An 11500-nucleotide genomic window follows, 5' to 3' on the forward strand; every position below is an offset into this window, starting at 1 on the left:
CCATTAGGCGTGACACGCCTAATGGTTCGGCGGCGGTTCAGCCTTCTCGGGTGGCCCGGTGCAGGGTGACGATGCCGCCGGAGAGGTTGCGCCAGCCGACCTTGTCCCAGCCGGCCTTGCCGATGACCGCGGCGAGTTCACGCTGGTCGGGCCAGGCCCGGATCGATTCGGCGAGGTAGACGTAGGCGTCCGGGTTGGTCGCCACCCGGCTCGCGATCGCGGGCAGCGCCCGCATCAGGTACTCGGTGTAGACGGTGCGAAACGGCGCCCAGGTGGGATGGCTGAACTCGCAGATCACGAGGCGCCCGCCGGGCCGGGTGACCCGGAGCATCTCGGCCAGCGCGACGCCGGGATCGGCCACGTTGCGCAGGCCGAAGGAGATCGTCACCGCGTCGAAGGCGCCGTCCGCGAACGGCAGCCGCATCGCGTCGCCGGCGGTGAACCCGAGGTGGGGCAGTCGCGCCTTACCGACCTTGAGCATGCCCAAGGAGAAGTCGCACGGCACGGCCAGGGCGCCGGCCTCGGCGAACGGCACGGTCGAGGTCCCGGTGCCCGCGGCGAGGTCGAGAACCTTGTCCCCGGGGCGGGCGGCCACCGCCGTGGTCACTGCGCGGCGCCAGCGCCGGTCCTGGCCCATGCTGAGCACGTCGTTGGTCAGGTCGTAGCGGCGGGCGACGCCGTCGAACATCGCCGCCACCTCGGCGGGTTCCTTGTCCAGGGCGGCGCGCGTCATGGCCTCCATCCTGCCAACGGGCCTGCCGGGGGAGACTGCCGCCCTGGCGACTGCCCTGCGACTGTGCGTCAGGTGTCCCACGCGTACCCTGGACCCCTGTGTTCTGTGGCCGAGCGGGAGGGGGGCGCGTGCGTTGACCACCGCCACCTCTCTCGAGCCGCTGGTGGTCCGCACGGTCGAGCTTCCTGGCTCCGATGCGCGCGCCACGGCCGCCTTGGTCGACCTGCTGCCGCTCGGTTCTCCGCTGGCCTGGATCCGCGGCGGCGAGGGCCTCGTCGGATGGGGTGAGGCCGCCCGTCTGGTGGTCTCCGGCCCCGACCGGTTCGAGCGTGCGGTGCGCTGGTGGCGGGCGATGCGCCTCGGCGCGGTCGTCTCCGACGACGTCCGGCTGCCGGGCACCGGCCCGGTCGTGTTCGGCAGTTTCGCCTTCGCCGACGGCCCCACCTCCTCGGTGCTGGTCCTCCCGCAGGTGGTGCTCGGCCGCCGGGGCGGCCGGACCTGGCTCACCCTGATCGGCCCGGAACCGGAGCCGGACCGGCCCGTCCCGGCCGCGCGCGGACCGGAGCACGTTAAGTTCACCGACGGCGCCCTGACGCCGGAGGCCTGGCGTCAGGCGGTCGCCACCGCGGTCGAGCGGATCAAGGCCGGCGAGCTGTCCAAGGTCGTGCTGGCCCGGGACCTGATCGCCAAGGCCGACTCCGCGGTGGACGTCCGGCACCTGGTGCGCGGGCTGGCCCAGCGCTACCCGGCCTGTTTCACCTTCGCCGTCCAGGGCCTGGTCGGCGCCACCCCCGAACTGTTGATCCGGCGCAACGGCGACCGGGTCACCTCCCGGGTGCTGGCCGGCACCGCCTGGGCCGCCGAGGGACCCGACGCCGCCGGCCGGCTGCTGGCCTCGGCCAAGGACCAGGAGGAGCACGAGTACGCGGTGCGCTCCGCCGCCGACGCACTCCACCCGTACTGCACTGATCTGACGGTCCCTCAGGACCCGCAGGTGATGGAGCTGGCCAACGTGGTGCACCTGGCCACCGAGGTGACCGGGACGCTGCACGAGGCCGAGGAGGCCGACGCGCTCACCCTGGCCGGGCTGCTGCATCCCACCGCCGCGGTGTGCGGGACGCCGACCGACCGGGCCGGCCGGGTGATCGGTGATCTGGAAGGCATGGACCGCGGGCGCTACGCCGGGCCGGTCGGCTGGATGGACGCCCGCGGCGACGGCGAGTGGGGCATCGCGCTGCGCTGCGCGGAGGTGGACGGCGCGCGCCTGCGGCTGTTCGCTGGCTGCGGGATCGTGGCCGGGTCCGACCCGGAGTCCGAATTCGCGGAGGCGCAGGCGAAGTTCGTCGCCGTGCGCGAGGTGCTGGAGGCCTGAGAAGTGTCGCCGACCGGGACTCCCCCGCGCCGCCGGCCCCGGGCGCACACCGGGGACCAGGCCATCGAGAAGGCGGTCTTCGCCGCGACGGAGAAGCTGCTGGCGACCACCCCGCTGCACGAGATCTCAGTAGCGCAGATCATCGCCGAGGCCGAGCTGTCGCGGGCGAGTTTCTACCACTACTTCTCGTCCAAGCACGACGTCGTGACGGCGCTGATGACCTCAATCTTCGAGGCGATGTTCGCCGAGACGCACACCGAACTCGAGGGAGAGTGGGCCGATCCCGCGACGGCGCTGCGCAGCAGCCTGCGCCCCGCGATGGAGGCCTGGTTCGAGCACCGCGCAGTGATCTCGGCCGTGCTGGAGAACCAGCATGCCGTACCGGACCTGGCCAAGGTGTGGTCGGCGGTGTCCGAGCCGTTCCGGGCCGTGCTGGCCGCGCAGATCACCCACCAGCGCGCAGTCGGCCGGGCGCCGGACGGCCTGCCCGCCGAGGTGATCGCCTCGATGATGGTCTCGGCGGCGGAGCGGATCTTCTACGTCGGCTCGACCGGCACCGACCCGCGCCTGCGCACCGCCTCTCAGCGCCTCGACGCGACGGTGGCGATCTGCATGGCCGCGATCTACGGCGACCCGCGCGGGCCGGTGAGCGCATGAGCCCCTCGAACAAGGACGAGGGCCACGCCCCGGTCGGGGCGAGCGCCGGTGCGTTCCGCCAGGAGATCCTCGACGTGCTCGGCCGCCTCCTGCGCGAGTCCACGCTCGACGACCTGCGCATCGCCCAGATCCTCAAAGCGGCCAAGGTCTCGCGGGGGACGTTCTACTTCTACTACGCCAGCAAGGAGGACGCCTTCGCCGCGCTGCTCGACCAGGTCTATGCCCGCGCGGTGCCGGCGTTCGAGGCGCTCTTCGCCGACCCGGCCACGCGACGGCCGGAGCAGCTGCGCGAGGGCATCGCCGGCTGGCTCAACTTCGGCGACGGCGACGCCGCGGTGTTCCGGACCGCGATCGAGGAGTGGCCCCGGCACGCCGGGATCCGGGAGATCCACCTCGGGGCGCAACGCCGGCTGTCCGGCGCGGTCACCAAGCGGCTCGAGGACGAACGCAAGAACCTGACGTCCACCCTCGGGGTCCCCGCCGCGACACTGGGCAGTGCGCTGGTCTGGACGCTGGAGCGGGCCTGGTACGAGGCCGGCACCGATGCCGATTCCGCGCACGGACTGGCCGATCTCAACGCCGCGCTCGCGGCGACCATCACCTCGTCGATCTACGGCGCGGCCTGACCGCTCGCAGCGGCCCCCTAGGATTGACGGGTGACTTCACCTGCTGCGGGTGGCCCGCTTCGCGTTGCCGTCGTCGGAGCCGGACCGGCCGGCATCTACGTCGCCGATTCCCTGACCAAGAAGAATCCGGGCACCGAGGTCGACGTCTTCGACCGGCTCCCGGCACCGTTCGGGTTGCTGCGTTACGGCATCGCCCCGGACCACATGAAGATGAAGAACCTCGCGAGCACGCTGCAGAAGGTCATCGAGAACCCGACCGTCCGGTTCTTCGGCAACGTCGAACTCGGGCGCGACATCACCACCACCGAACTGCTGGCGGACTACCACGCGGTGGTCTACACCGTCGGCGCCTCCACCGACCGCCCGATGGGCATCCCCGGCGAGGAACTGCCCGGCAGCATCGCGGCCACCGAGTTCGTCGCCTGGTACTGCGGACACCCGGACACCGACGTCGCACCGATCTCGCTGGACCGCCCGCAGGCCGCGGTGATCGGGCTCGGCAACGTCGCGCTCGACGTCGCCCGGATCCTGATCCGCGATCCCGAGGAACTGGTCCCGACCGACGTCCCCGACTCCGTGCTCGACGCGCTGCGCGCCTCGCAGATCCGCGACGTGCACATCGTCGGGCGCCGCGGTCCCGAGCACGTGAAATTCACCATCAAGGAACTGCGCGAGATGGGCGAACTGGACGGCGTCGACGTGATCGTCGACCCGGCGCACTTCGCGAACGTCCCCTCCGAACTCGAGAAGAACGTCACCAAGCTGGTCGAGGAGCTGCGCTCCTGGTCCACCCGGGAGTCCACCGGCGCGCCCCGCCGGCTGCACGTGCACTTCTTCGCCCCGCCGGTGGCCGTGGTCGGCACCGACCGGGTGGAGGGCTTGGCGATCAAGCGCGGCGACGGCGTGGAGGAACTGCCGGTCGGGCTGGTGTTCCGCTCGATCGGTTACCTCGGCGTTCCCGTGCCCGGCGTGCCCTTCGACGCCGAGAACAAGATCGTGCCGACGGCGGAGCACCGGGTCCTCGGCGGTCAGGTCGAGTTCGGCGAGTACGCCGCCGGCTGGGTCAAGCGCGGGGCGACCGGCGTGATCGGGACCAACCGCTCCGACGCCGACCACACCGTCGAGGTTCTCCTGGGCGACCTTCCCCACCTGATGGCCCGTCAGGTCACGCCGGGCACCGCGGTGGAACTCGTGCAGTCCCGGGTCGACAAGCTGGTCACGTTGGACGGCTGGAACGCCCTCGACGCGGCCGAGATCGCCCTCGGTGAGGAGCGACCCAACGCCCGGGTGAAGGTGCACACCTGGGCGGACATGCTCTCCGCGGCCGGATTCAGCTCCACCGACTGATCAACGCAGGACGAGGACCCCCCGTGAGGGTCCCCGTCCTGTTCGGCAGGCGCGTTGGCGGGCGCCGCCGGGTAGAAACGTTAGTCGGGCGCCGGGCGCTGCTTCAGCCGTTGCCGAGCAGACCGCCGCCGAGCAGCTCGTCCTCAACGTCCTCGTCGTTCTGGTCGTCGTTGTCGAGGTTCTGGTCGAGGTTGACGCTGTCGTCGTCGTTGTCATCGGTGTCGCTGTCGCCGAGGCTCGAGAGCTCAGTGGCGTCCGAGGCGTCAGAGCTGTCGTTGTCGCCGAGCCCGCCGAGGCCGTCGTTGTCGTCGTCATCGCCGCCCAGCAGCCCACCGAGCAGGCCGTCGAGCAGGCCGTCGTCGTCGTCGTCATCGTCGCCGCAGTTGCCGAGGTCCAGACCCAGCACCTCGACGTCGTTGAGGACCGCGAACAGGTTCAGCCCCTCGAGGTTCAGGAGCTCCGCGCCGTCGGTGTCCGCATCCTCGTCGTCGCAACGGACGATGACCTGGCTCTCGTCGTCATCGTCGTCGTCATCGTCGTCGTCATTGCCGAGGAGTCCGCCGAGCAGCCCGCCCAGCAGACCGTCGTTGTCGTCCTCATCGTTGTCGTTGTCGTTGTCGTTGTCGTTGTCGTTGTCGTTGTCGTTGTCGTTGTCGTTGTCGTTGTCGTTGTCGCCGAGGAGTCGGCCGAGCAGGCCGCCCAAACCGTCGTTGTCGTCGCCGATCGCCGACGATGCGGCCGGGTGAACGGTGGGCGCCGCCAGGGAAACGCCGGCCGACCCCAGAAGCAGGGCCGAGCCCAGCCCGAGCGCGACCGCGCTGCGCATGATCATCCGCATGTGATGCCTCCGTGACGCTCCGAGATCGACCTGGGCTCCATCCCACCGGGAACCGGGCCAACGAGGGCTCATCCGGACGTGAGGAAATGCCCAGGTTGTCTGATTTGTAGTAATACTGGTGGGACCCAGGGGTCAGGAGAGACCCTGTTCACCCGATGATCGTGGCGACTCCGGCATCTCCGTCCACGCGCACCAGCTGACCGTCCCCGATCCGGCGACTGCCGTCCTCGGTCCCGCACACGCACGGCAGGCCGAGCTCGCGGGTGACGATCGGACCGTGACTGAGCATGCCGCCCTGGTCGGTGACCACCGCGGCGGCCAGCATGAACAGCGAGATCCAGTCCGGGTCGGTGTTCTCGCAGACCAGGATGTCGCCGTCGTCGAACTCGGCGGTGGCCGGATCGCGGACCACCCGGGCCCGGCCTTCGACCACACCGCTGCTGGCGGCCAAGCCCTTGACCACGGTGCCGACCGGCGAACCCTCGGGCGGCGGCGGCTCGACCTTGGTCAGCTCCGGCAGGCCGGCCCAGGCCTGCGGCAGGCGCAGGTCCTGACGCTCGTCGAACAGGGCCCGGCGCGCGGCGACCAACTCGGCCACCGAGAGCCCCTGCGGCAGATCGGTCAGGCCGCGGCCCAACTCCTCGGGGCTGAAGTGGAAGACGTCCTCGGGGTCGGCCAGGACGCCGCGGGCGGCCAGCAGCGTGCCGAGTCGCCGGACCGCGGCCTTGGTGACGTCGAAGGTGAGCAGGTAGCCGGCCTTGCCCTGCTCGCGCAGCGCGAGGAAGCGGGCGGTGAGCTTGACGAGCAGCCGGACCTGGGCGCCGACCAGCCGGGACGTGCCGGCCAACTCGGCCGAGGCCGCTTCCCGCAAGCGGGCCTGCGCGGCGCTGCGGTTGCGCGGCGCCCGCGGGTCGTCGGCCCCGACCGTGCGGTAGTCGGCCAGCCGGGTCAGGACCGGGGCGGGGTCCTCTCGCCAGGACCGTCCGTGGAGCTGGCCCTCATTGGGCCCGTGGTAGCCGTGCCGGTCGAGGAAGGTGGACAGGTCGAGGCGCTCGTGGGCGAGCTCCCAGAGGTCGTTGGCAACCTCGTTCTCATCCGAGCCGACCCCGGACAGCAGGCGGGACTCCAGCCCCGGCAGCCCCGCCTTCACGGTCAGCTCGGTCAGCCGGTCGGCCAGCCCGGAGCTGACGAAGGCCACGATCAGATGCTCGGTCATGAACCGGCCGAACCGTCGCTGGGCCTGCGCGATCAACTCCAGGCAGCCGGCTTCGTCGAGCCCGGGCGCCGTCGCCAACGAGGCCAGTCGCCACGCCCGCAGGTCCGCGAACATCGCGTCGTGCCGCTTGGGCAACGTGATCACCGCGCGCGGCGCCTTGGCCAGGATCGCCGGGTACCGGCGCATCGTGTTCTCGTCCACGGTGTCCGGACGTACGTAACCGAAGAGCTGCTGCTCGATCGCCGTCGCCGAGGTGCCCGGGATGAAACCGGCCGCGCGCCGGAACTGGTCGATGTTCGCGGCCGCCCGGCCGGCGAACGCGGTCCAGACCTTGTCCTCCACCCGGTCCGGCACGACCACCTCGGCCACCGGGAACACCCCGAGCGCGAGGAACATCCGCCGGAACGCCACCTCCATCGGCCGGCCGACGAAGGTCCACGAGAACGTGGTGAACACGCCGGGGAAGGCGTCGGCCACGTTCCCGGTCGTCCAGCAGACCGTCGGATCGCAGTGCGGGTTGTCGATCAGGTCCACGACGTCCGGCGGCGAGTACTCAGGCAAAGACGTAGATCCCCATCAACGCGACGAAGAGCACCACGCAGTAGCCCTCGAAGGCCGCGCGCAACGCCACCGGGGCGCCCTTCAGTTCCATGAAGTGCAGGCCCACCAGGCGAATCTTGATCGCGGCGATGCCGACCACGATCGCCGCGGCGAGGGTCTTGTTGTCGATCAGGTGCTCACCGCCGAGCAGGAACGAGATCACGGTGAAGATGACCAGGGCCGCCCACACGATCGCGGAGCCCTTGGTCGCCGAACGTGCCATCAGGGTCTTCATCTATCGCACCAGGTAGAGCGTCGCGAACAACATGATCCAGAGCAGGTCGACCAGGTGCCAGAAGCTGGCGATGCCTTCCAGCGCCGCCATCCGGTGGGTGCCGGTGGAGGTCGGCCGGGCGATCCGGGTCGCCGCCAGCAACGCGCCCATGCCGAGCACCACGTGGCCGAGGTGGATGCCGGTGAACATGAAGTAGTAGGTGTAGAAGTCGTTCACCGACGCGGTGTGGTCGTCCTGCACCAGCGAGGTGTACTCGACCGCCTTGACGCCGGCGAACATCAGGCCGCACACGATCGCCGCGAGGAAGAAGCGCGGCGCCTTGGGATTGCGCTCCTTCGCCAGGTGCATGCCGATCACGACGAACAACGATGACGTCAGCAGGATGATCGTGTTCACCACACCCCACTCGAGGTGCAGCGTCTCCTGCGAGCTGACGAACTCCTCGGTGTGCGTGCCGCGCAGCACCATGATCGTGCCGAAGAAGATCCCGAACACGACCATGTCGCCGAGCAGGAACACCCACAGGCCGGGCTCGCCCGGCACATGGCCGGACCCCCGATCCTTTGGTGGCGCTTCGACCTCGGCACTCATGCAGGTACTCCCGTCTTGCTGGCGTGTGCTTGAGGCGAACGAGCCTCACGGTTCACCGCACGCAGCGTGGCCCAGAACAACACCAGGATCCAGGTGAAGAAGAGTACGGCGGCCAGCCAGAAGGCGAGCAGACCGTCCCAGGCGACGATCCCGGTCTTGAAGTAGGTGAGCAGGGCGCCGGGCAGGAAGCCGATCGCGACCCAGATGTTGAGGTAGGCCACCCAGCGCGGGAAGACCGGATCGCCATCCCCCGTGTGTTCTGCGCGATCGGAAAAGATCGCGACCGCGATGACGATCGCCTGACAGGTGACGGTGCCGAGGTTCCACACGAACAGGAACCAGCCCAGGTCGTTGAGCGCCTGCGTGACGTTCACGTCCTGGCCCGGCCGGAAGGCCGCCACCGCGAAGATGATCGGCGGCAGGGTGAACACCCAGACCGCGATGCCGCCCGCGAGCAGCTGCGCCAGGCAGAGCCCGTCGAACCGGCCCTGGATGCGGCGCATCTGCATGGTCAGCACGGCGAAGAACGGGATCATCGTCGCCCCGCCCAGCATCATCAACAGGGTGCCGGTGCGGATCCGACCGGTGTTGTCGGCGAAGAACTGCGAGATCTCGGTGGCGTTGTCGTCCGGCGAAGGCGGCGGGATGAAGCCGGCGATCAGGATGCCCGCGCCGTAGATCACGCAGAAGGCGACACCGCACCAGGCCATCGCCCGCTGCACGGGCGCGGACGGCGCCCGTAGCTCCGTGGTCATGCCGGCAGCAGGTCCGGAACCGCGGTGTCCGCGTCGGGGCTGCCGGCCGCGTACTGCAGCTTGACGGCGCGCAGGCATGCGTAGGTCATCACCAGGTAGAAGCTGCCGAAGAAGACCGCCGCCATCCAGAAGGTCAGCAGACCGTTCCAGGCGAAGATGCCGTCATAGAAGAACGGCAGGAAGGAGGCCGGCAGGAAGGCGATCGCGGCCCACATCATGAAGTACGCGATCCAGCGCGGGAAGATCGGGTCCGCCCGCTTGTCGGTGAAGATCACCGCGGCGATGCAGAGCGCCATCACGAAGGCCGGGGGCCAGTTGATGATGAACGGCACCCACACGAAATCGTTGAGGGCCTGCAGCAGTTCGGGATCGCGGTTCTCCGGTCGGTAGGCGATGCCGATGAAGAGAATGACCGGGAACAGCGCCGCGACGGTGCCGACCGCGCCGGCGACGAGGTTGAGGAAGGTCAGCGGCGTCCAGCGGCCCTCGATCCGGGCCATCTGGGCGCTGACGATTGCCGCGAACGGCATCAGGAACACACAGGCGACCATCATGATCACGAAGCCTGCGCGGATCCGGTCCTGGTCGGAGATGTACCGCTCCGCGATCTGCTGGGGCGTGTCGTTGGGCTCGACCGGTGGGAAGAACCCGGTGACGATGAACCCGGCGAAGAAGACGACGACGAACGCGACGCCGCTCCATGCCATGACGGTCTGCACGGACTTGGTCATCGGAACTCCTCCTGCGCTACTTCCTCGGGCGAACGTGCGTCCGGGCCCGGCGGAGATGATCCTCCGTCAGGCCCGGACAGGGAACTACGTCAGACGTCAGCTCGTCGCTGCGCCCGGGTTGAGGTTGGTGCGGGCCATCTGCGGCTCGCGCTCCTCTGCGGCCTTCGGGGCCGAGGCGTGCGCCTTCGGCTTGGTGATGCCCTTGATGTAGGCCTCACGCTGCTTCGGGAGCATGAAGCGCGACTTGAACAGACCCCAGAAGGTCCACTCCAGCTCGGAGTCCTCGTCGCAGACCAGCTTGCCCATGGTCCAGATCCAGACACACGAGATGACCAGCGTTCCGGAGCCGATGATCCACTGGACCGCGACCGGCAGGTCGGTGTTGATGGCGAGGAAGACCGGGAAGCCGGTGCCGAACTCGGCCATCGTGGTGCCGATGATGCCGACCGGCAGGACCAGCAGGCGCTTGCGCGGGTCGTCCTTGATTAGCGGCCAGAGGAAGTGCAGCAGCACCGAGATGGTCAGGATCGCCGCGCCGTTGGTGAAGGACCAGTAGAACGGGAACTTGTAGAACTCGAAGGGCTGGCGGCCGTAGTACTCGTAGACGCCCATGATCACGCCGGGGTGCTCCATGAGCGCGTCCGAGGCACCGATCGCGGCGAAGAGCATGAAGAAGTTCTTGATGGAGATGCCGCGCTGGAGGATCAGGTATCCCCAGTAGGCCTCGAGGCCCATGAACAGCGCGTAGCAGGGTGGGATCAGCAGGGGCACCGGGATGCCGAAGTTGGTGAAGGCCGGCCCGTGCAGGTTCTCGGCCCAGCGCAGGTGCCCGACCAGGTCGAGCATCGGCTCGCCCAGCGAGGTGCCGAGGCCGGCGCCCAGGCACAGGATCGGCAGGTAGTCCTTGTGCCCGACCGCCCGCTTGATCGCCCACGGCAGCGCGATCACGACGACGAGCAGGCCGGCCCAGAACAGGAAGAACCAAGCGTCGAAGTCCGACGCCACGAAGTTCGGGCTCTCCGAGGGCAGGATCTGGCCGTAACCCGGGTGGGTCACGTCCGCGTATCCCGGTGGCAGGTCTTCCAGTCTCATCGGCAATCTCCAGGGGAACGCGGCTCTTGAGCGGGACTCACTAAACGCTATGACTAGACAGTGTGTTCAGTCTGCGGGATCGGGGCGGATCGGTCAAGCACCGCGCACGCCCTGTGCCACGCATCTGGGCAAGGTTGGGAGCTCTGAGGCGAAGTGGGCGCCCCTCCCGTCACCCGAGTTTCAACTCCGCCCAACATCGGTCGGGGGCGCGGCGCCAGACATGGAAAAGCCGGCACGGTCGGGGCTTCTCGACCGTGCCGGCTGATCTGGGTGGTGCGTCTGCGACTACTTGCCGGTGTAGATCACGAACTGGTCCGGGTCCGGAGCGAAGCCGGACGGGGCCCCGTTCGGGTCGGACGTGGTGTTCGTGGAGGTGTACTTGTACATGAACTCGCGACCCTGGCCGTGTTCGGCGTTCCAGGTCTGGCTCGAACTGTCGCCACCGCGCTCGGCCTTGGTCCAGGAGAACCGCTGGTCGAGAGAAGCGTCCGAGCTGTAGACGTCGCCGTTACCGAGCTGCGCCATCAGACGCTCCCGGGTCAGGTTCGGGCCGACCGCCTTCGCGGCGCGCTCGAAGATCAGCGCGCCGGCGTAGGACGCCTGGACGATGTGGTGGTTCAGACCCTTGTTGCCACGGGCGTACTTGTTCATGGTCGCCATGAACTCCGCGCCCCACAGCTTGTAGGTCGTGTTCGTCCAGTAGCGGT

General features: G+C 69.2%; 12 protein-coding genes and 1 pseudogene. 4 read left to right on the forward strand and 9 right to left on the reverse strand.

What is annotated here, in order from left to right; all coding sequences use genetic code 11:
* Positions 1-37: 37 nt before the first annotated feature.
* Entirely contained in the window at positions 38-733 is a 696-nt protein-coding gene (locus H0X00_RS15830) for a demethylmenaquinone methyltransferase (protein WP_293772723.1), read from the reverse strand.
* A gap of 133 nt (positions 734-866) precedes the next feature.
* Between H0X00_RS15830 and H0X00_RS15835 the strand changes: the two genes are divergently transcribed.
* From H0X00_RS15835 to H0X00_RS15850, 4 genes are read left to right on the forward strand one after another with little or no spacing between them, the layout of a single operon-like run.
* A complete protein-coding gene (locus tag H0X00_RS15835; RefSeq protein WP_293772725.1) occupies positions 867-2105 on the forward strand; it encodes an isochorismate synthase MenF in 1239 nt (412 codons plus the stop codon).
* A 3-nt stretch (positions 2106-2108) separates the two neighbouring features.
* Entirely contained in the window at positions 2109-2762 is a 654-nt protein-coding gene (locus H0X00_RS15840; RefSeq protein WP_293772726.1) for a TetR/AcrR family transcriptional regulator, read from the forward strand.
* A complete protein-coding gene (locus H0X00_RS15845; protein ID WP_293772728.1) occupies positions 2759-3388 on the forward strand; it encodes a TetR/AcrR family transcriptional regulator in 630 nt (209 codons plus the stop codon). The genes H0X00_RS15840 and H0X00_RS15845 overlap by 4 nt, the downstream gene beginning before the upstream one ends.
* Before the next feature lie 30 nt (positions 3389-3418).
* Complete coding sequence (locus H0X00_RS15850) at positions 3419-4735, forward strand: FAD-dependent oxidoreductase (protein WP_293772730.1); 1317 nt, start codon at positions 3419-3421, stop codon at positions 4733-4735.
* 103 nt (positions 4736-4838) lie between these two features.
* Here H0X00_RS15850 and H0X00_RS15855 read toward each other — a convergent pair whose 3' ends face one another.
* The 8 genes and pseudogenes from H0X00_RS15855 to H0X00_RS15890 all read right to left on the reverse strand — a co-directional run.
* Complete coding sequence (locus tag H0X00_RS15855; RefSeq protein WP_293772731.1) at positions 4839-5573, reverse strand: hypothetical protein; 735 nt, start codon at positions 5571-5573, stop codon at positions 4839-4841.
* A 148-nt stretch (positions 5574-5721) separates the two neighbouring features.
* Positions 5722-7350: a PEP-utilizing enzyme gene (locus H0X00_RS15860; RefSeq protein ID WP_293772733.1), complete on the reverse strand. Its 1629-nt coding sequence runs from the start codon at positions 7348-7350 to the stop codon at positions 5722-5724.
* Positions 7343-7624, reverse strand: coding sequence for a cytochrome C oxidase subunit IV family protein (locus H0X00_RS15865; protein WP_293772734.1), 282 nt, complete (start codon positions 7622-7624; stop codon positions 7343-7345). Before H0X00_RS15865 ends, H0X00_RS15860 begins: the two co-directional genes overlap by 8 nt.
* A complete protein-coding gene (locus H0X00_RS15870) occupies positions 7625-8215 on the reverse strand; it encodes a cytochrome c oxidase subunit 3 (protein WP_293772735.1) in 591 nt (196 codons plus the stop codon).
* Entirely contained in the window at positions 8212-8970 is a 759-nt protein-coding gene (locus tag H0X00_RS15875) for a hypothetical protein (RefSeq protein WP_293772736.1), read from the reverse strand. Before H0X00_RS15875 ends, H0X00_RS15870 begins: the two co-directional genes overlap by 4 nt.
* On the reverse strand, positions 8967-9701 hold the full coding sequence (locus tag H0X00_RS15880; RefSeq protein ID WP_293772738.1) for a DUF4386 family protein: 735 nt from the start codon (positions 9699-9701) through the stop codon (positions 8967-8969). Before H0X00_RS15880 ends, H0X00_RS15875 begins: the two co-directional genes overlap by 4 nt.
* A gap of 96 nt (positions 9702-9797) precedes the next feature.
* On the reverse strand, positions 9798-10793 hold the full coding sequence (locus H0X00_RS15885) for a hypothetical protein (protein WP_293772739.1): 996 nt from the start codon (positions 10791-10793) through the stop codon (positions 9798-9800).
* A gap of 285 nt (positions 10794-11078) precedes the next feature.
* Positions 11079-11500 (reverse strand): annotated as a pseudogene (locus H0X00_RS15890) (ABC transporter substrate-binding protein); the annotation flags it as partial.

It is taken from the genome of Sporichthya sp. (assembly GCF_013815995.1).
Classification (GTDB): domain Bacteria; phylum Actinomycetota; class Actinomycetes; order Sporichthyales; family Sporichthyaceae; genus Sporichthya.

What these genes read in the sequence shown, in the direction of transcription:
- H0X00_RS15830 (WP_293772723.1), bottom strand. Translation starts at nt 733, where the DNA reads ATGACGCGCGCCGCCCTGGACAAGGAACCCGCCGAGGTGGCGGCGATG.
- H0X00_RS15845 (WP_293772728.1), top strand. Translation starts at nt 2,759, where the DNA reads ATGAGCCCCTCGAACAAGGACGAGGGCCACGCCCCGGTCGGGGCGAGC.
- H0X00_RS15855 (WP_293772731.1), bottom strand. Translation starts at nt 5,573, where the DNA reads ATGCGGATGATCATGCGCAGCGCGGTCGCGCTCGGGCTGGGCTCGGCC.
- H0X00_RS15865 (WP_293772734.1), bottom strand. Translation starts at nt 7,624, where the DNA reads ATGAAGACCCTGATGGCACGTTCGGCGACCAAGGGCTCCGCGATCGTG.
- H0X00_RS15870 (WP_293772735.1), bottom strand. Translation starts at nt 8,215, where the DNA reads ATGAGTGCCGAGGTCGAAGCGCCACCAAAGGATCGGGGGTCCGGCCAT.
- H0X00_RS15875 (WP_293772736.1), bottom strand. Translation starts at nt 8,970, where the DNA reads ATGACCACGGAGCTACGGGCGCCGTCCGCGCCCGTGCAGCGGGCGATG.
- H0X00_RS15880 (WP_293772738.1), bottom strand. Translation starts at nt 9,701, where the DNA reads ATGACCAAGTCCGTGCAGACCGTCATGGCATGGAGCGGCGTCGCGTTC.
- H0X00_RS15885 (WP_293772739.1), bottom strand. Translation starts at nt 10,793, where the DNA reads ATGAGACTGGAAGACCTGCCACCGGGATACGCGGACGTGACCCACCCG.